A 24,022-nucleotide genomic window follows, 5' to 3' on the forward strand; every position below is an offset into this window, starting at 1 on the left:
TATGACGAGCATTATCAAGTGGTTTGAACAAATAGAATGTTAACGTCGCGTTGTGTGTGGGAAGGTCAAATTGATGGCAAATCGGTTGAACCGTAATCCGAGAACTCTGGGCCTAACATCGTTTTAATAGAACGTCCAAATGTTTAGAATCGGATTAGCGGAAATCATCAGGGACATAGGCATGGCAGTAAGGCAAAGTCCGAATAGATGGCTGCACAACCAATTAATCAATGGATCTTCTTGCAACAGGTGGAGCGTCCATAGATGTTATGTGTCACAAGTATGAATAAGCAAGAAGCTCAAAGCTTGGTAGAGGCCGAGCTAGAAAGAACTAAAGACAAACGCAACCCTGTAGATTGTGCCGTCCTTCCAGATGAGACTATTGAAAGGTCGTGGGGTTGGGTATTTTTCTACCAAAGCAAAGCGTACATAGAAACAGGTGATTTTCGTGAAATGCTTGGCGGTAATGCTCCAATCATCGTAAATCGTGATTCTGGCGAGCTTATCCATACCGGCACGGCGTATGATATAGAGCACTATATAAAAGAATATGAAGCTGCATTGTAGCCCAACACATAACAAGTGGCTGTTGTCGCCCCTGTGGGGCTGGGACGGCCAAAAGTTACTTCGCACTGGCCGCCCCAAAGCCGGGCGTTATGCCTCTAGGAGAATTAAGTGCCTGTAACGTGGAATGATCTTACAGTCAGTTTCGAACATATAGATAGAGCAAAGTTAGTAGAAGACTGGAAGTGGCTTGTGGGTTCATCGTTGCCAATATTAATAACCTCTGTGGGAGACGCATTCCTACAAAATGAGTCAGGCGAAATATACTGGCTAATTACAGGTAGTGCCGATTTTGAGAAAGTAGCCGGATCTTACGAAGAGTTTCAAGGTAAGCTACAAGACAATGAACTAATCCATGAATGGTTTTTGGTTGCTGTTGTAGCTCAACTAAAAGAGCAAGGTGTAGCGCTAGAACAAGGCAAACTATATGGTTTTAAACAGCTGCCTGTTTTGGGTGGCAAATACGAGCCAGAAAACTTTGAACTCACAGATATAGAGGTTCATTTTTCCATGTCAGGCCAAATGAACTTCCAAATAAAGGATTTACCAGATGGCACGCAAGTCAATTTTGAAGTCACCGAATAAAAGGCATAACAAGGTGCTATTGTCGTTGCCTTTGGCTGCTGGGACGGCCTGCTGCTCAGTCCGCCCCAAAGCTTGGCGTTAAATGGATCGAAGTTGCATGGTCTTTAGCGAATACAAAACGGAGATGGAGAGGCTTCGACAGGACGATTCGGACGACGAATGGTTCTTTGCAAATCTATGTGAGTCCATTCTAAGTCAATGCGAACCCTTCGAGGCATATGAGGCCATAGAAAGTGTTGTCCAGCTTGCTGTGTCTGAGAAGGAAGGCGACTTTTTTTATTACCACATTCAGTTTCTAATTAAACTTGGTTGTGCGGCAAACACCTCACAGTGTCCAGAGGCTCTCATAGAAGCCGTTCCTGCGCTCTGGAAAAAGGCTGGGAAACTAGGTAAAGCAGAGGAAGCATCAGTTCAGGAGTTGTCTGCTTGGTTCAGGCTTCATTTACAAGAAACTGCAGCCGACCGCTGACGCGCCAGCTGAGTAAAGCGTTAGCCTCAAAAAGGAGATTCGATGAATTTATCTAGGACAGAAAAAATCACGCTGATTTCTACATTTGGCGTTGCGTTGCTTTCTATAATTATTCACTTAGGTATACGGTTTTACTTTCAAGCTGACCTGAGGTACGAAATAGGTAGTTATTATGAGTTTGACGATAAAGCAGTTACTTACGTCAAATTCCTTAACTACGGAAAATCTGATGCTGAAGATGTGGCGTTAAATGTTGAGTTTCCTACAGAGATTACAGATTTCTCAACCGATAATCCTTTGGCCTCTATTACTCTCAAGTCTGGCGGTAAAGGCCAAAATAACTTTATTGGCCAAATATCATCAATTCACCCCGGTGAAACTTTAACTATTTACTTCTCTGTTAAGCATACAAACAGTGACTTGCTTGAGAAGAACTTTCTAAAACAATCCACGTACAAAAATGGTGTTACCAAAACTGGAAAGCCTGTTTGGCTCAGCATAGTAATTACTATTTTTCTTTATACAATCATACTTATACCTTTTTATTTTCATACGAATAAACAAAAAGACAGACATTATGAGATTATCGATGAAATACTGAGGCTAGCGAAAAAAGCAGAACGTAACGGCATTACTGAGAGCGAGTATATGTCTCAAGTGGAGCAAGCTATTGGTAACACTAAGTTTCGTAAAAAAGGGCTCAAATTAATTGCAGAGTCAGCTTTTCGAGCTCCTCCTAGTGCATAGAAAGGCTAACAAACGGCTCCACCGGACACATTTTGGTGTCACCTCTTTTGTTCCAAAAAAGCCGCCACAAAAATTTGCTCGGTGAGCCGGGCGTTAGGCGAAATATGTGTAACTGCCTCGTATTAAATGATGTTTTTGTTGACCTTGATTCAACTTGGATCGATCAGGCAATTCCATATCAAGGAAAAGCCTTGTTTGGCAGTTTTTTAGCTGGGTGGGATTCGGACGAAGTTAAGCCCGAATTAGATTATTCGGAAGATTATTATCAATGCCTAGAGTGCGGGCAGTATTGGTATTTTAAGTGTTCACCCGATGAATCTTCATGGCCGCTATTCGGCATAAAATTGTCCGGGCCGGAGCGTCGGTTATCAGAGCAAGAAATTGAATCTAGTCAACAGCTTGTTACTATTTTGGCGCATAATGGCTTCGAAGCGAAGCAGTGCCGTATGAAGCGTTCTACGTCAACCATAAATAGAGTACAGAGTAATCATGGAATTCGATAAAGAAAAATACAAAGTATGGAAGCTTCCGCATCCAATGTTGCTCCATTGGATTATCAACCCGGGGCTGGCATTCAATGAGTTAATTCTCGGGCAGAGAATCCCTAAGGTAACTCTAATAGATAAAACTAGTGATGCCCCGTTAATGGAAAGGCAGTACATTCCATGCCCGGAATGCAGTGCGCTAAATGACAGCAGGCTCTGGTCTAAAAGTAATTCATTTGGCCACTGGTTTGGCTATGTATGTCCAGAGTGCCACGGAAGAATACCGTGCCTTTGGAATATCACCAGCCTTATATTTTTAGCTCTAACGTTCCCGATTTGGATTTGGCTTAAAATATTCGGTGAAGAAAAATGGCTTGAGAAAGAAAAAGGCCGCTTCGCCGAAGTTGTTGAAACTGAACTCCCAGAAGCCAAGAAAACCAATTGGCTCAAAATGGGTATAACCTATGGAGTCTTAATGTTTTGCATTATGGTGCTGCCAAAAATTGTCCAAAATCAGTTAACCCCTAGCGCTATTGCTATACAGGTTGCTATTTGGTTAGGTGGCGGTTTGGTATTTGGTCTGGCAATGAAGCTATTCCTAGGCAGCAGAAAGTGAAACGTAGAACAAGCGCGTCAATCAGGACGCTCGCAAGTTTGCTCCTATTACGCGGGCGTTATGCGATAAAAGGTGGATTCAGCCAATAATTGCAACACTCACCCAATCAGCTATCCCGATTTTAAAATTGGTAGTGTTGAACTCGCTAAGCATTTAGGTATTAAGGAAGAACATGGTGTGCTAGCTGTAAGTAGTGCATTCGCAAAACAGCTGTTATTAAAAGAGCCTTCAGAACTAGAAAGTAAGAGAGTTCCATTATATGTGTGTAACTGTTGTGCAGATCTAGGGTGCGGAGCTTTGACTGTAAAAGTTGAGAAAATCGACGGTTATTTCATTTGGAGTAATTTCGGATATTAAAATAACTACGAAGTTGGTTTTTTTCCAAAATGCTTCTATAAAAAGGACAGGTCCGTTTAAATATGAAGCAGACAATTATGTGTCTGTGGTTCAACCATATAGCAAAGGCTAACAAGTCAAGGCATTGGATTCTGCGCACCAATGCCTGAGGTATTCTACACTACATCGAGGAAAATATAGTGGCGCGTTTAAGATGTGAGTGCGGAAATATAATTTCTAATAATTACTCCCCGAGTAAGACTGTTGGTATCTTATGTGGCCAGATAGATGCTGAAGCACTCCAAAGAAAAATCGAAAATACTATCGAGGATTATATTCTGAGTGTCCGAGAAGGAAAAGAGAGTGATTGGGTTAGGAGCTATTTTAAAAACGAGTGCACATACGGCCCTTCCGCTGTAATTGCTAGCATTATGTCGGACTATGAACTTCGATATCATCGTGAAGTTTTGGAGTGTAGTGATTGTGGTGCAATCTTTATCGCTAAGGGCGCTGATTCTTGTGAATTTGAAATATATGCACCAAAGAGCGGGGAATATAATTCTGTTCTTAATTGCATGGAATCGTAGAGCAATCGTAGTCAGGAGAAAAAACCACGCTACGCTTCGGTTTTCCCCTGCTACGAGCGTTATAAGTAAGGAGCTGCATACTACGAATATCAGGTGAAGATTTTGATGTTGACCTTTGTGTAGAGGGTAAAGACATAGAATTTTCAAATATCTACAGAAAGGGAGATCCAAGATATCTCGCATCGAAACCTAATGGGCCTAAACTAGAACATTCTGGCTTAAGCGTTGAGGTTAGTTCTGCAGACTTCAGTGACATGAACCAGCAGTTAGAAGATGCTATTGATTTTCTTAATAAATTCTCAGGTTTAATTTGAGAATTAGTTGAGTTTAAAGGTGTTGAATACGCATTGCTTGATTTTGGCGTAGAAACTAAGCTTCCATTTGGGGCTTCATATACATTTCCGCCGGAGTTGGCTTACTTGGCTGGCCAATTAGGTTTGGGGCGTTGTGTATCTACCTAGCCAGTCGATTAAGATGAAGAAACTTAACAAGGAAAATTAATCTGACCGCATACTATCCGCTTCGTTTCTACGGCAGTTGATTGCGGCGTTAGGGCAAAAAGGAGGTTGACCGATGAGCACTTCGGCTGAGGTACTTGGACTATTCATCTCTTGGGCGCTTCTTCTTGTTGTGCTTATGGAGGCAAGTCGCTGTTATTTTCTTATCAAAGGTCGCATTCGTTCCAATGAATTCAAGCCGGACAATGCGAACTTACCCCCCTTCATGCAGCGCTTGGCCAGAGCACACGCGAACTGCATTGAAGGCCTTCCTATTTTCGGTGGGCTTCTAATCTTGGCACTCGTGACTGGCCGAACCGAGATCACGGACACCTTGGCACCATGGTTCTTGCTCGCGCGAGTGGCGCAGTCAAGCATCCATGTCGCCTCGTTGAGCGTGGCCGCGGTCAATGTCAGGTTTGCCACCTTTGTAGTGCAAGTGGGCATCGCGGTGTATTGGGCATGGGCACTACTCTTAAACTAAATTGTGCGTTCACGGATAAGTGTAACGAGCGTTATGTTTCAAATTCGGGTTTGGGAAATAAGTAGGGTTCTATATATCCATGAAGGATTTAGCCGTAATAAGTTTTATATCTAAAAAGTTTGAAGTTCTTGATCCCTTCGTGAATGGAGCCTATGTAACGCCAAGACACGAGGATGCTTATAAATGGTTGTCTGATGGTCTCGAAAGTTTAAATGTTGATCACGAAATAAAGGATTTGGATAAATTAGTTAAGGAGACAGGTGGTAACGGTAATCATGGCATGTTGATTGTGGCCAATTACGGAAAGTCCAAGTATCACATTCATTGGGGTTGGGTTCCGAATATTGAGAGGAAAGAGCACGAAATAGGCATTTGGAAGATAAGTATAAAGAAAAATAGAAGCTTTATTGATAAGCTATTGGGAAAGAATGAATTAGTTGATAATGAAGATATTGTTCGGAAGGTTGAAAGTCTTTTTAACACTCCTGATTTTTCAGATATCAGAGTGGAGTATAACTAGTTATATACTGCTTTCAAATGAATCGGCGAATATCGGCAGAGGTCTATTCGTGGTTAGAAACATAACAAAACACCTCTGAGCTTGGTGTTGAAACTGTAGAAAAAACTCTACTAAAAAGTTAGATCGTGCTCTACGTAAAAATCTGACGAAAGTTAAGGGAGAAGCCTATGCAGAATGCACATAGAAGTCTATTTGATAGGTTTTGTTTTGACCACTTTTAAATGAAACATCAATACCAAACGGCATGTGGCAATCGCTTAACAAATAGCTGCAGAGGGGCCAATTCGAGATGCCACCTGAGATAGGCGTTAAGCCTTCAAGCTGGAGGATCATAGGTTATGGCAAGACCTAGCAATAAAAAAGAAATGATAGAGGCGGCTGACTCCAATTTTGAGAAACTTTGGAGCTTCATTGAATCAATGCCGGAAGAATCTTTAAATACAGAATTTGACTTTAGTGGTGACATTAAGAAAAAGGAAGCTCACTGGGAGCGTGATACAAATCTAAGAGATATATTGATACATCTGTACGAGTGGCATCAACTTCTTTTGAAGTGGGTAAAATCAAATCTGTCCGGCGACGCGGCAGATTTTTTGCCTGCCCCTTATAGTTGGAAAACCTATGGTGATATGAACGTTGAGTTTTGGAAAAAGCACCAAAATACGAGTCTTGAGAGTTCAGAAAAACTGGTTAAATCAAGTCATAAGTCAGTCATTGAAATGGTGCAGAAGTTTTCTAATGAAGAACTTTTTACTAAGAAGTATTTCGACTGGACTGGCACAACGTCGCTAGGTAGTTATTGTGTATCCACTTTGTCTAGTCATTATGAGTGGGCTATTAAAAAGCTTAAGGCGCATGCTAAAAAGTTTTCCTAACAGTGTGGTTAGCTAACAAATGTGTCAGCTTGACGCCTGGCGGCGCAAGTTACACTCGCGTTAGGTGAACCCGGACCGGATCCATGTCGAGAAGTATTCACGTTACTAGAAAAATAGCTTTAGAGTCTTTCAAAGACGGCGATGCTGAAAAGGTTGAGGCCTACAGACTTAAAAAGATTATAAAGAAAGAGTATCCAAAGTACCGCAAGCAGAGAGAAATGGATTATAAGAAAGATGTAGCCCCATCCAACTCTAGCGTTGGGAGCGGCATAAAAAAGGTAATAGAGTAGACATTTTCAATGATCAAAATAGCACCTAACAAGCAGCTCTTGGTGGCTGCACTAAGAGCGTGCGGCGGGACGGCTACGCGGCCTAAAGCCGGGCGTTAACCCGGAAAGCGAAACGTAAATATGGATAAGTTCTTAGCTGAAAGCGAAAGTTTCAAGGTTTATTCTTTGAGCGATAATGTTTATCTCAAGGTGAAGAATAGTTTTAAGAGTCTGAGTACCCACGAAAAAAAAGATATCTACTTGTGCCATGTATACGGCGAACCAGAAGGTGCGTTAATTTCTCCTACTGAAGATTATGTGGTTGTTGTGGGGCACGGTCTCTCAATAGCAAATATGGCATAGAGGCCAAGTCACTTTTTAACGATCCAGATACTGAAATGTATACTAACGGGGTTCATATTGAGCATTATGATCAACCTGAAAAATCTTGGAATTCTGAAGGGCCTTATTGGTTATGGTTTAGGTTTGTCTCAAACGATAAACTGTACAAAATGAATGTTATAACATGTGAGCTTATTGCCATTGAACCGGAATTAAAAATATAACCAACAGCTCAAACGGACTCCGTAACAGTTGCACCATTTTTGTTCCAAAAGTGCCGCCACTATTATTCCTCCGTTTAGCTGGGTGTTCTATTGCTAGTGAAACATGGAGATGAGTCATAGTGGGAGTGTGGGGAGTAGGTGTCGAACATAGTGATTCATTTGCTGATGTTTACGATGGTTTCTTTGATATTTATAACAATGGCGCGCGTCCCGAGTACGCTAGTACAGAAATTAGGGGGGCGTTTTCTGACTATTTTGAAGACTATGAAAATTCAAATAGCTCTTGGTTTGCTCTAGGGAAGGTCTGAATAACTCATAATTATCCGCATATTTACAGTCTCTTGATAAGGACCCAAATGCCATAATATTTACTAGAAATTATTCCGGAGAGCAGCAAAAAGCAATCATATCCATGATTCTTGCTTCATACACAGCGCAGTCAACTATTGCATTCTTGAGGACTTCTGAAGAAACCAGTTCCTCGTCAAAACACTATACAGACTTAGTTTTATTTGAAGTTGGCGAAATACAACACGACTAAATCAAAATAAAAGTGTCATGTTCTCCGCGCGAAAACGCGGGCTTCGACCACCATTATGCTGTGCTTCATGGTGGTCGAATACTCAGGCGTCAGCCTTATTGAGGTGGGGTCAACCAATAATCGCAACACTCACCCAATTCCACCATATCGGTTTCTTCTGCCCTAAGTAAAAGTTCTAAGAAAGCCCTGTATCTTTTGCAGGTACAGGGCTTTTAAGTTATTTAATGACACCGCAAACGATGCGTGCGCCACCGCCGCCAAGTTTGGCTGGATGGTCGGAATGGTTGTCGCCACCGGCATGGATCATCACCGCTCTTCCGCTTAAATCGCTCATTTTAACGCGTGGAGCAAGCACAGGTTGAGTCGCGACGCCTTCACTATTGGCATAGAGAGCGGGCAGATCGCCGAGATGGTTGTCCCTGGTCCAGGAAAAACCGTGTTTGCCTGTACCTTCAGGGTCATAGTGGCCTCCTGCTGCACCTCCCAAGACAGTCTTCCCGTTCTTGGTTGATGAGTCGCAGGAACTGTTTTCGTGAAGGTGAAATCCGTGTAGGCCGTCAGGTATACCGGACAGTGATGGCGAAAATACGGTGCCGTAGTCGTTTTCACTGATTTCGATTGTGCCTGCTGACTTTCCTGAATTCAGGTCGGTCATTTCAACGACTAGGGTTTGAGCCATTGAAGAGGCTGAAAATAGACATAGGGCAACAAGAAGGGAAGGACTTTTCATCGGGTTTTTCCTTTTGTGAATGAAGTGTTTCTAAATTGTTTTGTTACCAGTATGGAGTTAGGGTTTACCAAAAGTGTGACAATCATCATGCGATGACAGCTCCGCTGCATCTGAATTTCGTTTGGTGTAACTACTGCTGTTTTGGAGGTTACTTCTACTACCGCTTGAGTGGTGATACGTAGGGAATCTGTTTTCCGCTTCGAAGAATATAAAGCGGGAACAAAATTCAGTTTAATGACAATTAGCGATGGCTTTGATAGGAAAAAATGATTTGTGATCAAGGCTCTAGGGCTGTTGTGTTACAGTCGGGCGATGATTTCTAGGGTGAGGCAGGTGTCAGTTGACGCGCACAAGAGCAGGGAAGCGGTTATAATCCCATGCCCTGGGAATCTCTGAAAAACTACCAGTGTTGTCTTTATGGCAGCCTCGGCAACGTTTTCAGAGGCTCCCTCGTTATTTGCGGCACTTGCCAATTTGGGAAAGTGTCTGCAGTAGTGGTGTGTTTGGTGATTCAATAGGAAAGTGAAAAGTCATGGCGAAAGGCCAATTATTTATTATCTCTGCGCCATCTGGTGCAGGAAAGACCAGCCTGGTGGCAGCCTTGTTGCGACAGGATCCTCTGGCGCAGGTCTCTGTATCCCATACGACCCGAGCTATGCGTCCGGGTGAGGAAAACGGAGTTAACTACTTTTTCGTTTCCAGAGAAGAGTTCCTTGATGGCGTTGAGAAGCAGGAGTTCCTGGAACATGCGGAAGTATTTGGAAACTTTTACGGGACCTCTCAGTTATGGGTGGACCAGACTTTAGAGAAGGGCATTGATGTTATTCTCGAAATTGACTGGCAGGGAGCTCAGCAAGTGAGAAAGCTGCGTCCTGAAGCCCGGTCGATTTTTATTCTTCCTCCTTCCCTGGAAGCCCTGAAGCAGCGTCTGGAAGGGCGGGGACAGGATGCGCCGGAAGTGATCGCGCGTCGTCTGCAGGAAGCCGCAGAAGAAATCTCCCATTATGGGGAATTTAATTACCTCGTGGTCAATGATGTCTTTGAACAGGCGCTTGATGACTTGCAGTCGATCTTCCGGGCCGAACGTCTGACCCTGGAAGTGCAGAGTCTCAGGCATGCTGAGCAATTGAGCAAAATGTTGTCAACTGTGGCCGAGTAGCATAAACTACGCGGTCCTTCAGGTGGGTGAATCCCACTCCTCCAATGATTGATGTGAAAAGTGGTGTGTTATGGCACGTGTGACCGTTGAAGATTGTCTGGAAAATGTAGATAACCGTTTTGAATTGGTTATGGTGGCGTCTAAGCGCGCTCGTCAGATTGCCACTGAAGGGAAAGATCCGAAAGTGGAATGGGAAAACGACAAGCCGACTGTTGTAGCCCTGCGTGAAATCGCTGAAGGGTTAGTCACTCCGGATATGCTGGAAACCGAAGAAGAATAAATTCCGTGAGTCGGTGCTCGTAGTTTTTTTCTGGAAGCGCTTACGGCACCGACCCTGCTCCCGGATGAATGGCTATCGTCCGGACAGTTCTCGCCAACGGATTGTTATTGCCAATCTGAAGCCAAGTCTCTTTGCCCTTGAATTTTCGGGCTTTATCTTTATATTGAAGGTTATAAGTGTTTGCTCCCTGTGACTGCAGGGCAGTATGACTCCGTTGTGTACCAGATTGTAACTTTGCGGGAATTGTGTGCCGACCATAGACGCGCTTGCCGAACGACTCAAACATTATCTTGATGACGCCCAGATCTGTATAGTCAAGCGTGCCTTTTACTATGCTGAGCAAGCCCATGAAGGGCAATATCGCCAAAGCGGCGAACCCTACATCACTCACCCTCTGGCAGTTGCCAATGTATTGGCTGATCTTCAACTTGATCACCAATGCCTTTCCGCAGCCATGCTTCACGACGTAATTGAAGACACCGGGATTCCCAAAGACGCGATTTCCGGACAGTTCGGAGAATCGATCGCTGAACTGGTGGATGGCGTTAGTAAACTGACTCAGATTGAGTTTAAATCCAAAGCGGAAGCCCAGGCCGAAAATTTCCAGAAAATGACTCTGGCGATGGCGAAGGATATTCGTGTCATCCTGGTGAAGCTGGCGGATCGTTTGCACAACATGCGTACCCTCGGGCCTTTGCGGCCGGACAAACGACGACGTATTGCCACCGAAACTTTGGATATTTATGCCCCGATCGCCAATCGACTGGGGATACATACCATCTGCATCGAACTTGAGGATCTTGGCTTTCAAGCCATGTTCCCGATGAGAGCGAAGTACATACAGGAAGCGGTACGTAAACTTCGTGGCTCTCACTATGAAGTGATTGAGGAAATCCGGCACAAGCTTGAGGCCCGCATGAAGGAGCGGGGAATTCCCGGGCGTATTCAGGGCAGGGAAAAACACCTCCACAGTATTTATCAGAAAATGAAGGCAAAGCGTCGCTCTTTCCATGACATTATGGATGTCTACGCCTTCCGTATCATCACCAACAATGTGGATAACTGCTACCGCTTACTGGGGTTGGTTCACGGCGAGTACAAACCGGTCCCGGGGCGTTTCAAAGACTACATTGCACTACCCAAAGCCAATGGCTACCAGTCCATTCACACCACATTGTTTGGCTCTCACGTCAATATCGAAATACAGATCCGCACAGAAGACATGGATCGGGTGGCAAATACGGGAATTGCTGCCCATTGGTTGTATAAGGAAGATGATTCGAAGCTTGGTAAATCCCAGCATCTGCGAGCCCAGAAATGGGTCAAAGATCTGATGGAAATGCGTGAGAGGGCTGATGACTCTCTCGAATTTATCGAACACGTGAAGTTTGATCTGTTCCCGGACGAAATATATGTGTTTACGCCGAAGGGGCGGATACTTGAATTGCCCGGAGGAGCAACGCCGGTAGACTTTGCCTATGCCATCCATACAGATATTGGCAATTCCACGGTGGCCTGCCGAATCAATAAACACCTTGCGTCTCTCAGTGTTCCGTTGAAGAGCGGTCAGACAGTGGAGATCATCACGGCCCCTGGTGCCAAGCCGAATCCCGCCTGGTTGAACTTCGTCACGACTGGTAAAGCCAAGAGCAATATTCGTCATTATCTGAAGCAGCAACAACAGACTGAAGCCCGTGCATTGGGCAAACGCTTGTTGAAGAAAAACCTGCAGACCTTTGACAAACGCCTGGATGAGATCAGTGAGCAACAGATCGACAAGGTGCTGAAGCACAACCAGGCGCCGAGTCTGGAAAGGTTGTTGGAAGAGATTGGTTTGGGCAGTCGGATGGCGTACATCGTCGCCAGGCAGTTGGTGTTCGATAGCGATCATATCGATCAGGCGGATTCCCATTATGAGGAAGTGACGACTAAGCCGTCCCTGATGATTGAAGGTGCTGACGGGCAGGTGCTGACGTTGGCGCATTGTTGCAAGCCGATACCGGGAGATCCGATAGTGGGGCTCTTCAATCGTGGCGCAGGAGTGATGATCCACTCTGAAACCTGCGACAAGGTGAAAAAGCATCTGGATGACCCTGAACACTGCGTGCACCTGAGTTGGGCCAAAAACATTACTGATGAATTCTCTGTCGCTCTGCGTGTTGAAGTGGAACGCCAGCGTGGTGTTATCGCCGAAATAGCCAGTGCTGTAACTCTGGCTGATGGTAATATCGAGAAGATCAATGTTGAAGAGCAGAATGCCAAACTCAGTGTGGTGAGTTTGATCATCAAAGTGCAGGGACGTAATCATCTTGCCCGAGTGATGCGCCGCCTGCGGCATCTGCTGGTTGTCACCTCCATCTCCCGTGTGCGCCACTAAGCGCGTAAGGTTTTCAATCCCTGACCAAGGCCGGAAACTACTGTAGAGCCTGCCTTGCGTTAGATCTTTCGCAATTCCCGGGTCTAAAATGACGCATTCGGACTAGTCAGTTGTAGTTTCTGGTTCGATAATAAAAGACAGCCAAGTTAATAATGCGTGATCAAATTGAGGAATCAGATGACTAACAAATCCATTATTCAAACGGAAGATGCACCTAAAGCGATCGGTACCTACTCTCAGGCTGTTAAGGTCGGACATACTGTTTATCTGTCTGGCCAGATTCCCCTGGTACCGGAAACCATGGAGTTGGTGGGTGGGGATTTTGCAGCCCAGACCAAGCAGGTATTTGATAACTTGAGGGCGGTATGCCGTGCTGCAGGTGGAGATCTGAAGGATATCGTCAAGCTGAATATTTATATGACCGACCTGAGCAACTTTGCCACAGTTAACGAAATTATGGCGACTTATTTCCAGGAACCATTTCCTGCCAGAGCGGCTATCGGTGTGGCGGCACTTCCCAAAGGTGCGGAGATTGAAATGGACGCGGTGATGGCGGCCTCCTGATTTCGCGCTCCTTGAATCAGCTGAAATGCTGCAGGGTCGACGTAAGCCGGCTCTGCAGTATGACAACTTGCACTTTAACAACGGGAATCAGGAGATTTATCCCTTCTGTTTTTCTGATAAATCTCGAATCATTTCACCATATCCTGCCTTGTAATCCGGATAGATAAACTCAAATCCCGTTTCTCTTAATCGCTTATTTCGGCATTGTTTGCTGCCTGCCCTTTGACGTCCTCCTGAAGACATGACGTGCTGACAGGGGATTTGCTCTCTCACCCAGGCCACAAGATCATGCATGCGTACCGGCAGGTTGTCGCTGGCAAGGTAACAGTCTTTTAGGGGGGCTTTCTTGTCTGCGGCCAGATGGATCAGATGGCATAGAACCCCTACCGCATCGGTTTCATGAATTCTGTTGGTGTATCCACTTGGCCCCTGGTCACTTTTTTCTCCATTGATGATTTGTTGTAGAAGCCGTGTTCTGTGCGCACCGTAAATGCCGGAAAAGCGAACGCTGGTACAGGGGTAAGATTGCTGTTTGAGCCATTGTTCTGCTTCGGCCAGGATTTGCCCGGAGAAGTTCTCAGGAATCGTGGCACTTTCCTCGTCAACGACCTCGTCCTGATTTTGTCCATATACACTGGTGGACGAGACGAAAAAGAAACGTTCTGGAGATCGCTGAATATGCGTGGTCAGCCGCTTCAATGTGTCCAGATAGGTTCGCCGGTAGTTTTCTTCGTCAAACTTGGCCGGAGTCAGGCAAAACAGAATCAGATCGGCATCATCCGGCAGAGTATCGAGCGGGTCCCGGGACAGGTCCATGGCGATATGACAACCACCGGGGACTGATTGGGGTGTTCTGGACACTGCACTGATACGAAACCTTTCCAGAAGCGTCTGTGCCACTTTTTTATTCAGGTGTCCGTAACCGAGCAATAGAAGATGAGGTCGATGCATTGCGTCACTCTCCAATCAGGCATATCCTAGTCATTAACTATGAACTTGATGTAGTTCCATTTGAGTAAACTATAAGGGCAACAGGCTGATAAGTCTGTCCCTGATGATTATTTTCTTCGCCTGATAAAGCGGTTGCAGGATTGTTCGTCGATGATTTAACCGAATATAAGTCGACGGGCGGAGTTTTATGGAAAGTTATAAAGGTATGGGTCTATGACTTTGACTGAGTTGCGTTATATTGTCACGTTGGCGGAAGAAAAGCATTTTGGCCGTGCTGCTGAGCGCTGTTACGTCAGTCAGCCCACGTTAAGTGTTGCTGTTAAGAAGCTTGAGGATGAACTGGGTATTACACTCTTTGAGCGGAGCAAGAGCCACATTACGGTAACTGACACCGGGCGTCGTGTTGTTGATCAGGCTCAGCGAGTGTTGGATCAGGTCGGGGTGATCAAAGATACTGCGCAGGCAGGGAAAGACCAGCTTTCCACGCCGCTGAGAGTTGGGGCTATTTATACGATTGGGCCTTACCTATTTCCACATCTGTTGCCTGAGCTGCACCGGGCAGCGCCAGGCATGCCGCTATATATAGAGGAAAACTACACCTCTGTGTTAAGAGAAAAACTCCGCCATTCTGAGCTTGACGCCATTATCGTCGCTCTACCATTTAATGAGCCTGAAGTCGTGACTCTGCCGCTTTATGATGAACCCTTTGTTGTGCTGATGCCTCAGGATCACCCGTTGGCCCAGTATGATGAGATTCGTAGTGAACAGATTCCTCTAAAGGAAATGTTGCTCCTCGGCCCCGGCCATTGTTTCAGGGATCAGGTTCTTGAAGCCTGCCCGGAGTGGGTGGATAAATTGGGACGAGACAGTCGCTCTGATCGCCCCCACACGATCATTACCGAAGGCAGCTCTCTGGAAACCATACGCCATATGGTTGCTTCTGGTCTGGGAGTGACTGTGTTGCCGCGTTCTGCAGTGAGAGAAGACCGTTATGTCAGCGGTTTATTGACGACCCGTCCATTTGCCAGTCCGTCTCCCTTCCGTACCGTAGGCTTAGCTTGGCGGGTAACGTTCCCCCGACCCAAGGCGATTGATATGTTGGCGCTGGCTGCAGGGCAATGTCGTGTGCTGGAGAAAGCAGGCTGACCTTCATTTCTCAATACGAATCTGCAAGAAAACGTGCTTGATCAGCAACCCATAACTCAACTTAAAGGTGTCGGCCCGGCTTTGGCTGAAAAGCTGGGACGTATACACCTGCACAGTATTCAGGATCTGCTTTTTCATCTGCCTCTTCGTTATGAAGACCGCACCCGCGTAACGCCAATCTGTCAGTTAAGAACCGGATTGCCTGCCCAGGTTGAAGGCGTCGTGGTGGACAGTCGCATGGAAATGGGTCGTAAGCGAAGTTTTCTGGTTCGGCTGAGGGATGATGAGGGAGAGATTGGGCTGCGTTACTACTATTTTACTGCCCAGCAAAAGTCACGCTTTTCTGTTGGACGAAGATTTCGTGTGTTTGGTGAAGCCCGGATGGGGCGTAGTGGTCTTGAGATGTATCATCCAGAGACTGAATTGCTGGATGTGACCAAGCCTGTTGAAGCCGCCAGTCACCTGACGCCGGTTTATCCGACAACGGAAGGACTTCAGCAGAAGCGGTTACGGGAGCTTTGCCAGCAGGCGGTGACTTGGTTGGACCGAGAACCTGTCCGAGACTGGTTGCCGTCAGAAGTACGTCAGAAGTGGCAGATGCCGGAATTAAGCCAGGCATTGAAATATCTTCATCAGCCGCCGACTGATGCCAATGTCATTGCGTTGGCTGAAGGGCGACATCCTTGTCAGCAACGTCTGGTGGCGGAAGAACTGTTAGCCCACCATCTAAGTCTGATGTTGATACGGCAGCGTGTTCAGCAAAATCGTGCACCGGGGTTAAAGGAAGACAAAGGGTTTATTGAACAATTCAGAAAGTCGCTGCCGTTCCGTTTCACAGGTGCGCAGGAACGAGTCATTGAGGAAATTCGGCAGGACATCAGTGCGCAAATCCCAATGCTTCGCCTGGTTCAGGGAGATGTCGGGTCAGGAAAAACGGTAGTAGCCACTTGTGCTGCCCTGGTCGCCGTAGCCAATTTGTATCAGGCGGTATTAATGGCGCCCACGGAAATTCTGGCTGAACAACACTATCGCAATCTCCGTACATGGTTGGAACCGCTGGGGTTGAATGTGGTATGGCTCAGCGGGAAGCTCAAACAGAGTGAACGTAATGCGGCGTTATCTGATATGCAAAGTGGAGCTGCCAATGTGGTTGTCGGTACTCACGCACTGTTTCAGGATGATGTGGTATTTGGACGTCTGGGATTGGTGATTGTGGATGAGCAACATCGATTTGGTGTTCATCAGAGGTTGGCGTTACGCGAAAAAGGTGAGCGTCACGGGCTTGTGCCTCACCAACTGATTATGACCGCGACGCCTATACCAAGAACGCTGGCGATGAGTGCCTATGCAGATCTGGATACATCGGTGATAGACGAACTGCCGCCTGGTCGCACCCCTGTAATCACGGCAGTCGTGCCGGACAGTAAACGGGATGAAGTGATCCAGAGAGTGGAACAGGTCTGCAGAAAAGGATTACAGGCTTATTGGGTCTGTACGCTGATCGAAGAATCTGAAGTGTTGCAGTGCCAGGCTGCAGAGGCTACCACTGAACAGCTAAAGGCAATGTTGCCAGACCTGAAAATCGGATTGGTCCATGGGCGGATGAAGCCGGCTGAGAAGGCTGGTGTCATGGAGGATTTCAAGAACAATGAGATTCAGTTGCTGGTTGCGACAACCGTCATTGAAGTCGGGGTTGATGTACCAAATGCCAGTCTGATGATTATCGAGAACCCTGAACGTCTGGGGTTGGCCCAACTCCATCAGCTCAGAGGCAGAGTGGGGCGCGGACAGAATGAGAGTTATTGCGTCCTGCTGTACCATCCGCCATTGTCTCAGGCGGGTAAAGCCAGGTTGCAGGTCCTGCGTGAGAGTAATGATGGTTTCGTGATCGCCGAGAGAGATCTTGAAATTCGTGGGCCGGGTGAAGTGCTGGGAACCCGTCAGACCGGACTGGTTCAATTCCGTATCGCGGATTTACAGCGAGATCAGCAGTGGTTATTGAAAATCAGGGAAATCGCAGCCCAGGTAATGCAGCATCCGGAGGCGGTGCAAGCCTTGATTGCCCGCTGGATTGGCCAGCGCGTTGATTATGGCAAGGTGTGAACACCCACTACGTTCTGACAAAAGTGACACATAGGCTTACAAAATTAAAGGGATCGACATCTGCATCGTGCCTGATTCCTGCTAAGCTAAAGACAAGACTTAAATCTTTTGATACCTGATACTTAGGTCGCCTCTGGAATAAGCTGCTTCGTCAGTTCTGGTCGTTTTTCGGATGAGCCCATGGATGTATCAGACACATCGATACAGGAAGAGGTTTCAACCGCATGAGTGTTCCTTCTGCTGTAGTCCAAATATTGCAGGACCATACTGCAAAACAGGATGCCCTGGCTGAAGATGTTGAGAAAGTTGTTGAGGTGTCTGCCGCCGGTGCGCCGATAGATGCCCGGGTAAGGTCAGTTCTGTTGACTGACGACCGGGGAAGAATGCAGGTCGTTTTGCCTGAAAAAGCCATACTGGATCTAGACACCCTGAACCAGAAGCTTGGCCGTAAGCTGCGTGCTTTGGGTCGGGCGGAAGTGGATGCGGTGAAACAACAGCTACACTGGCAGGAAATTCCTGTCTTGCCTGAACTGACAGGGTTTCCGGTCGTATCCGATCAGCGTTTGCAGGAACTGGACGAAATTTTTGTCCCATCAACGGTTCGTGGGCGATATTTGTCCTTGAGTCGTCGTTTGTTTGAGGCCGTGATGGGGCAGACAGAGTCTCTGGATGTTGCTATCAGCCTGCCAGAGCTTTTGGTGAACCATGATAATCGCCATCATGATCTTGACCAGATACATGCAGCCATTAAAAGCTTCAGTGGCAAGCGCATGTGCCAGCGACTTGAAGATACCCTGGAACTCCCACCGCTACCGGAGACTGCCCAGAGAATTATCAAATTAAGGGTAGACCCTCATGCCGGAATTTCAGAACTGGCGGACATCGTAGAGACCGATCCCAGTCTTGCGGCTCAAGTGGTGAGCTGGGCAAGTTCCTCTTTCTATGCTGCGCCAGGTAAAGTCCGCTCGGTTCACGATGCCATTGTCAGAGTCTTGGGGTTTGATTTGGTTATGAATCTGGCGATGGGCCTGGCACTGGGCCGTACGCTTGATGTTCCTGATGACCAGCCGGACGGCTTTACCCCCTATTGGGAGCAATCGGTGTGGACCGCAACCCTCTGTGGGGCTCTGGCAACGGCTATTCCCAAGGAAAAGCGTCCTGAGTTTGGTTTGGCCTATCTGTCAGGACTATTACATAATTTTGGTTACCTGGTTCTGGCGCATGTGTTTCCCCCTCATTTCTCTCTCATATGCCGTTATGCGGAAGCAAACCAGCATGTCGATGTGGAGAATTGTGAGCAGCACCTGCTGGGAATTACTCGAGAGCAGATCGGGAGTCAACTGATGTACTCTTGGAACATGCCCGATGAAGTGGTTGCTGGCATTCGCTTCCAAAAAAATCCTTATTACGCGGGGGAGCATGCTCAATACAGTGCGCTGCTATTCGTAACAACCCAGCTATTGCGCAGTCGTGGTATTGGTGATGGACCAACTCAACCCATCCCTCAGTCCGTCTGGGATCTGCTGAATTTGTCTCAAGAGGGTGCTGACGAAGTCATGCAAGAGCTTCTCGGGCTTTCTGAAGAGATGAAAACGCTTGCCAATAGCTTGGCGCAAAGCAGTTAACTCCAGGGCATTTCCGAAAACGGCCTGAAGTACCGTTGCGGCGTCAAAAGTGGGAGTCCTCGCCATCGTTTTCCAGAGGTTTCCCTTGTTTGTGATCGGGGAGGTCGTTGAGGCCTTCGAACATGTGTCCCTTCTGGGCTTTCCGCCCTTTTTTTCCTTCCATGTAACCTCATGTAAATTAATTTTGTGACATGGTTCTCATTTTTGTCCGTATGTGTCTATAGTTAATACATAACATCCTGACCACACAGGAGGGCTGTGATGAGAGCCATGATTTTTAATCAAGCCAGTATCTACCACCTTCAACAACTCGAACTTCAGTACCGGCGTCGGTGCGGGCAACGTTTCCGGCTATCTGACGAGAACGCCCGGTTGGAACTGATCAATAAGACTTCTAACTCAACTGACAAGATTATTCAGAAATATTATCGCCGCTTTGCTCATGAGTTGGAGCAGGATCTCGTCAGTGAGCTTATCTCCCAAGGGATTATCAGTCCCCAGAACTGGCATTGAACAGGCGCCTCGGATCGGCAGAGAATCAGTTTGTTGTGACCCGTCTTAGCCCCACGCTGATGGGGCTTTTTTTTTAAGCTGCAACTAACGAGTTAGTCGAAAGAGTATTCGAGGAGTGCTTTGGAAGCGGTAAGAATTTCTACTTTGTGGTCGTTTTCCAATTGCCAGCGCTGTTTGTCCAGTTTGAAAAGAAAACGCTTGTCGACCGTCTTACGCGCATCATGGGTTGGCATGTGTTCTATAAGACTATACAGATGATTAAAAACTCTGAATCGCTCGTCATCGTGTAATTCGGGGGCTACCGAATCAAGAAGCACCTTGACTCTGATACAGCCTTCAGACAGCTCACATTGTCCAGCCAGCATGGCTCTGGCGATAACCTGAATGCTTTCGACGGCATGATTGCGGCGTTTCTGAAAGCGCGCGAGTTGTGATTCTTCCTGTTGTTTATGATGCGTCAGAGTGCGCTGTTGCCTGCGTATAAACCATACAAGCCAAAGAATGGCTGCGATGCCGGCAATAATGATGATCCATTGAGTATTGGTGGACATTGGGAGATCTGGGCCTGATTTTGAGTAATAGCTTCAAGTCTGGAAAGGAGCCTATTGTAGCGCGCAGTGACCTGATATGTCTCTTACGACCAGGTAGGACTAATGATCTCGTCCTTGTGATAATGATCAACCAGAAGTCGAGGGTCCTGCGAATCGTCCCTGGCTGGTATGGCGGAGAGAATGTGGTGTAGTCATTCTACATAAGCGGTCGATAATGTTCGCAGAGGGCAGAATGAGGCACCCCCTGCGAACAAAGTCGAGAACAATAGTGTCAGATGAAACGTCAACAGACCCTGGGAAGAATCAGTATTTAATCAGTAGATTAACGTTTCCAGCGTAGTGTCCATTGCCAACGGATTAAAAATAGTGAAAAAATAACTGACCTGGTCACCTTCTAGAAGGCCGTTAATCTCCAGTTGAAAGCTTCCATTCACCTGGTTCATGGCCACATTTTGTTGTGTCTGGTTGTTTACCTGATAGTGCACAATGGCATTGGTTGCCCCAGGGGCAATCTGGAAAAGTAATCCTCCATTGCCGTTTTTGGTGGCTCCAGTGCCTTCATTGTCGGAATCACAGGCATCGCCAACACCATCAGCATCACTGTCTTCCTGACCCGGGTTGGCGATGGTAGCGCAGTTGTCTGCGTCGTCAGCCCAGCCGTCGCCATCCTGATCAATGACAACAGTGTCGCAGGCATCGCCTACACCATCACTGTCACTATCCTCCTGAGCCGGATTTGTCACAGTTGGGCAATTATCCGAGGTGTCCGGTATGCCGTCATTATCCAGATCGGATGTATCTTGCCTGAAAGTATAATTGAATACCTCAGTATCAAACGCCAATGGATCTGCGACCGTCATGGTAGCGGAAACACTGTCTCCTGCGGTTCCTGTGATGCTGTATACCGCCTTACCAGAGCCATTATCAATCATTCGTACATTTTGTTGCGCACCATTGTTAATACGGTAATGTAAATCGGCAAAGTTGGAGGCATAGGCAAAAAATTGAATTTCGTTCGCTGATAATATGGTAAAACCATAGGGTGCTGAGTCATCACAAACATCGCCGATTCCGTTGTTATCACTATCTTCCTGACCGGGATTGGCAACCAGCGGACAGTTATCGCCGGTGTCCGGAATGCCGTCACCATCGGAATCGACCGGTGATGTGGAGTCGCAGGCATCGCCGATTCCGTTGTCATCTGTATCTTCCTGGCCGGGATTGGCTATCAACGGGCAGTTATCAAGATCATTCGTGATGCCATCGCTGTCAAAGTCGTCATTCTCTTCACAGGTGCCCAGCTCATCACAACGGGCCGCTCTGGGCGTGAGCTTATCCTCGTCGACTTCAAATGGAACATCAGTGTCTTTGTAAAGTACATCACATTCCTTTTGCCCATCCGGAGACCATTGCGCCAGAATTGCCGTATTAATAGGCTGCCCCTGCAACCGATTCCTTAGTTCAGCCGTTAAGTGAACCTTGCAAGCGCCATAAAAGTTTGGGTCCTCCACACTTGGGTTCCTGTAAGAGATTCCCAGCACCCCCATATCATCGGTGATTTCGATGCGATGGAATCCTCCATTGGGAATGGCATCGTCGGCTTCAATCAAGGGCACGAAGTCTCCACCGTTGACAGGTTGATAATCGATAATCAACACTGCGTCATCCATGGTGTTCACCACAGACACTTCATTGGTGTTGTACCCCAGTTGATAGTCCATCGCGTCATATTCCGGCGGCGATTGTAGATCGTAATAAGGCGAAGTTTGATTGCCATACAGGGCAAAGGGGTTAAAGTTGTAACTGCTGAACACTGCCCAGGCAGATGAGGCTGTACTGGGTATTGGGTTTCCATACCAGCCAAACGGGATAAACGTACGTTTACTGGCATACAGGAATGCTTGTTCATCGTCTCCCAGTTCTGCCTGGTATTCAGGAGCAATACTGTCTACGAATTCCTGATAGTCTGAGATATACCGGTCTGTGCGTAACTTCAGCAGGTTGGTCAGCATGGAAGCTTCGTCTGCTCTTAGCTGGTTTAGATCAACGCTGGGATGTGGATTTTCTTCATAGTATTTGATCAACATCTGCACCATGTTGACGGCGCCGAAAGTCCACTCTCCCGACATAACCTGCTCATCGGCATTGTCTGTATAGCCAACGCCTTGAATCTCACCGTTTGGGCCAAATAGGCCGCCCCGACTTCGGGTGGTCTGCCAGAGTGCCGCGGATGTGCCCGCGCCAAACCAGCTATCAATTGTCATTGGGCCGACTACAGCCAGGCCCCAGGTATTTACGTCCACTGCGTAATGATCGTCTTCGGGGAATTGTTCGTTGTTTCTATATTCCCTTCCCACAATAGTGCCGCCTTGGAAGAACATATTGCCGGCGGCGTTATAGCCATAGTCTTTTAAAAATGGCAGTAGTCCATCAGTGGGGCCAGCCGGCGTCTGGCCACCATAAAGCATGATGTCGATGACATTTACCGCCGTTTGGAGTTGTGCTTTTTCAGCATCAGACAGCGTTTGGTCGGAAAGGTGATGGATCGCAAGAAGTATATTCTGCAAAAGCTTGATGCCCGCCAAGACAGAAAAATTGTTTTCCAGAGAAATTGTCCCGTCTTTAACCGTTTCCCCCCCATTACCGGTAGCGCCGTTAGTTACATAATAAAAAGCGCCTAATTCGGACTGCATGTACTGTAGTGCCCAAAGACCTTCCAATGCATTTTGTAATGCAACACTGTTAAAAGGCACATCAGCTGAACTGCCATGCATAAGAATCTCAGCCTGTAAAGGACCGAGGTATACTCCCCATGCGTTTTCACCGGTAATGGGCTTCCAGTCCGTCCAGGTTATATGCTTGTCCAGCCCTTGTGCGATGATTTCGCCCGGGGAGGTGATGAGGTTGGCGGCCCAGGTGCCCCTAAATGGGTCAGGAGCAAAGAAGTTGCGCCCTAACATACGCAGGTTATAGGCGTACTGTGGGTTGGGGATCTGTGCAAGTGTGTGTCCATAGGTGAAACCTCCGTTGCCCTGAGCATCGGGAGCTGGGGCTCTGGATACCTTTTTGCGTAACCGATCGATTTGGCGGTTAATTAAATCACTGGCTACTGTGGTTTCAACCAGACCTTTTCGGGAGGCTATTGCCACTGCAATTTGCCATACCCCGGCATCGTAGATATCTGTGCCGGTATGAACGATGACTCTTTCTATCTGAAGTTTGGTCGAAAGGGCATTCAGATCACTGCCAATCACTGAAAAATTGGGGGTTGTACGGATGATATCGTTTACGGTGCAATCCGCGCTGCCGCACACATGATCGATCCAGTAGTCGATATTCGTTGAGGCATAGCTCAAAGGGTATTTGCCACTGCTCGTCCAGTACTTCTGTTCGCCTTGCCTGAGCAAGTTGTCACCAACAAGAAAATTGGCTTGTTTCTGTAAATCTTCTTGTGTTTGGAAATCGGTATTGAGGTGTAAGGGAGGGGCCGCGCTCGCGTTTGTAACTGAGAGCGTAGTATAAGCCAATAAGCTATACAAAATGCGGCTTCTGACAAATGCCTTACCGCCCTTTTTACTGCGATTTGTTTTTATTGTTTTCACAATATTTCTCCGAAAAAAAAAGGTAAGCGTCCGGTAACCCCATCTTGAGCGCGCTACCAACTGACTGGATAGTGTCCACTTATTTTTTAGTGGACACTTGTTATGATTGTCATAAGCGCACCTCGCTCCTCCAGAAAACGTCGCCAATATTCCGCAGAATTTAAAGCTAAGATTATTGCTGCCTGCCAACAGCCGGGGGTCTCTGTTTCTGCCATCGCTCTGGATAACGGGCTCAATGCCAATCTGGTTCGACGCTGGATCAGCGACGCGAAGAAACTCG

General features: G+C 47.0%; 25 protein-coding genes. 21 read left to right on the top strand and 4 right to left on the bottom strand.

Annotation, left to right across the window (positions count from 1 at the left end; all coding sequences use genetic code 11):
* Window positions 1-282 precede the first annotated feature (282 nt).
* From F566_RS0102975 to F566_RS0103030, 12 genes are all read left to right on the top strand, one after another.
* On the top strand, window positions 283-567 hold the full coding sequence (locus F566_RS0102975; protein WP_020405488.1) for a YrhB domain-containing protein: 285 nt from the start codon (window positions 283-285) through the stop codon (window positions 565-567).
* A gap of 108 nt (window positions 568-675) precedes the next feature.
* Window positions 676-1,149 (top strand): T6SS immunity protein Tdi1 domain-containing protein, encoded by a 474-nt coding sequence (locus F566_RS0102980; protein ID WP_020405489.1) that lies wholly within the window; start codon window positions 676-678, stop codon window positions 1,147-1,149.
* Between the two features lie 97 nt (window positions 1,150-1,246).
* Window positions 1,247-1,618, top strand: coding sequence for a hypothetical protein (locus F566_RS0102985; protein ID WP_020405490.1), 372 nt, complete (start codon window positions 1,247-1,249; stop codon window positions 1,616-1,618).
* Between the two features lie 42 nt (window positions 1,619-1,660).
* On the top strand, window positions 1,661-2,365 hold the full coding sequence (locus F566_RS0102990; RefSeq protein ID WP_020405491.1) for a hypothetical protein: 705 nt from the start codon (window positions 1,661-1,663) through the stop codon (window positions 2,363-2,365).
* A 35-nt stretch (window positions 2,366-2,400) separates the two neighbouring features.
* Entirely contained in the window at window positions 2,401-2,868 is a 468-nt protein-coding gene (locus F566_RS31740) for a hypothetical protein (RefSeq protein WP_157496598.1), read from the top strand.
* On the top strand, window positions 2,855-3,466 hold the full coding sequence (locus tag F566_RS0103000; protein WP_020405493.1) for a hypothetical protein: 612 nt from the start codon (window positions 2,855-2,857) through the stop codon (window positions 3,464-3,466). Before F566_RS31740 ends, F566_RS0103000 begins: the two co-directional genes overlap by 14 nt.
* Window positions 3,467-3,538: 72 nt before the next feature.
* Window positions 3,539-3,823 carry a hypothetical protein gene (locus tag F566_RS36725; protein ID WP_157496600.1) on the top strand — a complete coding sequence of 95 codons (285 nt, stop codon included), beginning with the start codon at window positions 3,539-3,541 and terminating at the stop codon, window positions 3,821-3,823.
* 1,139 nt (window positions 3,824-4,962) lie between these two features.
* Window positions 4,963-5,370: an MAPEG family protein gene (locus F566_RS0103010; RefSeq protein WP_020405495.1), complete on the top strand. Its 408-nt coding sequence runs from the start codon at window positions 4,963-4,965 to the stop codon at window positions 5,368-5,370.
* A 79-nt stretch (window positions 5,371-5,449) separates the two neighbouring features.
* A complete protein-coding gene (locus F566_RS0103015; RefSeq protein WP_020405496.1) occupies window positions 5,450-5,890 on the top strand; it encodes a hypothetical protein in 441 nt (146 codons plus the stop codon).
* Window positions 5,891-6,228: 338 nt separating this feature from the next.
* Complete coding sequence (locus F566_RS0103020) at window positions 6,229-6,765, top strand: ClbS/DfsB family four-helix bundle protein (RefSeq protein ID WP_020405497.1); 537 nt, start codon at window positions 6,229-6,231, stop codon at window positions 6,763-6,765.
* An 83-nt stretch (window positions 6,766-6,848) separates the two neighbouring features.
* Complete coding sequence (locus F566_RS0103025) at window positions 6,849-7,055, top strand: hypothetical protein (RefSeq protein WP_020405498.1); 207 nt, start codon at window positions 6,849-6,851, stop codon at window positions 7,053-7,055.
* Between the two features lie 120 nt (window positions 7,056-7,175).
* A complete protein-coding gene (locus F566_RS0103030) occupies window positions 7,176-7,397 on the top strand; it encodes a hypothetical protein (RefSeq protein ID WP_020405499.1) in 222 nt (73 codons plus the stop codon).
* Window positions 7,398-8,358: 961 nt separating this feature from the next.
* Here F566_RS0103030 and F566_RS0103045 read toward each other — a convergent pair.
* The gene (locus F566_RS0103045) at window positions 8,359-8,871 is read right to left on the bottom strand and encodes a superoxide dismutase family protein (protein ID WP_020405502.1); all 513 of its coding nucleotides are present in this window, start codon (window positions 8,869-8,871) and stop codon (window positions 8,359-8,361) included.
* Between the two features lie 532 nt (window positions 8,872-9,403).
* Here F566_RS0103045 and gmk point away from each other — a divergent pair.
* The 4 genes from gmk (at window position 9,404) to F566_RS0103065 (ending at window position 13,251) form a co-directional block, all read left to right on the top strand.
* Window positions 9,404-10,030: a guanylate kinase gene (gene gmk / locus F566_RS0103050; RefSeq protein ID WP_020405503.1), complete on the top strand. Its 627-nt coding sequence runs from the start codon at window positions 9,404-9,406 to the stop codon at window positions 10,028-10,030.
* A 70-nt stretch (window positions 10,031-10,100) separates the two neighbouring features.
* Entirely contained in the window at window positions 10,101-10,310 is a 210-nt protein-coding gene (rpoZ, locus tag F566_RS0103055; RefSeq protein ID WP_020405504.1) for a DNA-directed RNA polymerase subunit omega, read from the top strand.
* Window positions 10,311-10,557: 247 nt separating this feature from the next.
* The gene (locus F566_RS0103060) at window positions 10,558-12,687 is read left to right on the top strand and encodes a RelA/SpoT family protein (protein WP_020405505.1); all 2,130 of its coding nucleotides are present in this window, start codon (window positions 10,558-10,560) and stop codon (window positions 12,685-12,687) included.
* A gap of 177 nt (window positions 12,688-12,864) precedes the next feature.
* Window positions 12,865-13,251 carry a RidA family protein gene (locus F566_RS0103065; protein WP_020405506.1) on the top strand — a complete coding sequence of 129 codons (387 nt, stop codon included), beginning with the start codon at window positions 12,865-12,867 and terminating at the stop codon, window positions 13,249-13,251.
* Window positions 13,252-13,347: 96 nt separating this feature from the next.
* Here F566_RS0103065 and F566_RS0103070 read toward each other — a convergent pair whose 3' ends face one another.
* A complete protein-coding gene (locus F566_RS0103070; RefSeq protein WP_020405507.1) occupies window positions 13,348-14,202 on the bottom strand; it encodes a Rossmann-fold NAD(P)-binding domain-containing protein in 855 nt (284 codons plus the stop codon).
* 213 nt (window positions 14,203-14,415) lie between these two features.
* Here F566_RS0103070 and F566_RS0103075 point away from each other — a divergent pair, with 213 nt between their 5' ends.
* The 4 genes from F566_RS0103075 to F566_RS0103095 all read left to right on the top strand — a co-directional run bounded on the left by F566_RS0103075 (window position 14,416) and on the right by F566_RS0103095 (window position 19,589).
* On the top strand, window positions 14,416-15,348 hold the full coding sequence (locus F566_RS0103075) for a hydrogen peroxide-inducible genes activator (RefSeq protein ID WP_020405508.1): 933 nt from the start codon (window positions 14,416-14,418) through the stop codon (window positions 15,346-15,348).
* Between the two features lie 33 nt (window positions 15,349-15,381).
* Complete coding sequence (gene recG, locus F566_RS0103080; RefSeq protein ID WP_020405509.1) at window positions 15,382-17,451, top strand: ATP-dependent DNA helicase RecG; 2,070 nt, start codon at window positions 15,382-15,384, stop codon at window positions 17,449-17,451.
* A gap of 224 nt (window positions 17,452-17,675) precedes the next feature.
* Window positions 17,676-19,076: an aminoacyl-tRNA deacylase and HDOD domain-containing protein gene (locus F566_RS0103085; protein ID WP_020405510.1), complete on the top strand. Its 1,401-nt coding sequence runs from the start codon at window positions 17,676-17,678 to the stop codon at window positions 19,074-19,076.
* Between the two features lie 261 nt (window positions 19,077-19,337).
* Complete coding sequence (locus tag F566_RS0103095; protein WP_020405512.1) at window positions 19,338-19,589, top strand: hypothetical protein; 252 nt, start codon at window positions 19,338-19,340, stop codon at window positions 19,587-19,589.
* Window positions 19,590-19,681: 92 nt separating this feature from the next.
* On the opposite strand, the gene F566_RS0103100 is transcribed toward F566_RS0103095, so the two are convergent.
* Together F566_RS0103100 and F566_RS38130 are read right to left on the bottom strand one after the other, a co-directional pair.
* A complete protein-coding gene (locus F566_RS0103100) occupies window positions 19,682-20,140 on the bottom strand; it encodes a DUF2489 domain-containing protein (RefSeq protein ID WP_020405513.1) in 459 nt (152 codons plus the stop codon).
* 314 nt (window positions 20,141-20,454) lie between these two features.
* The gene (locus tag F566_RS38130; protein ID WP_020405514.1) at window positions 20,455-23,742 is read right to left on the bottom strand and encodes a thrombospondin type 3 repeat-containing protein; all 3,288 of its coding nucleotides are present in this window, start codon (window positions 23,740-23,742) and stop codon (window positions 20,455-20,457) included.
* Window positions 23,743-23,844: 102 nt separating this feature from the next.
* On the opposite strand from F566_RS38130, the gene F566_RS38135 reads away from it, so the two are divergent.
* On the top strand, window positions 23,845-24,022 hold a 178-nt coding region (locus F566_RS38135; RefSeq protein ID WP_020405515.1), incomplete at its 3' end, for a transposase.

This window comes from Hahella ganghwensis DSM 17046 (assembly GCF_000376785.1).
Classification (GTDB): Bacteria; Pseudomonadota; Gammaproteobacteria; order Pseudomonadales; family Oleiphilaceae; genus Hahella; species Hahella ganghwensis.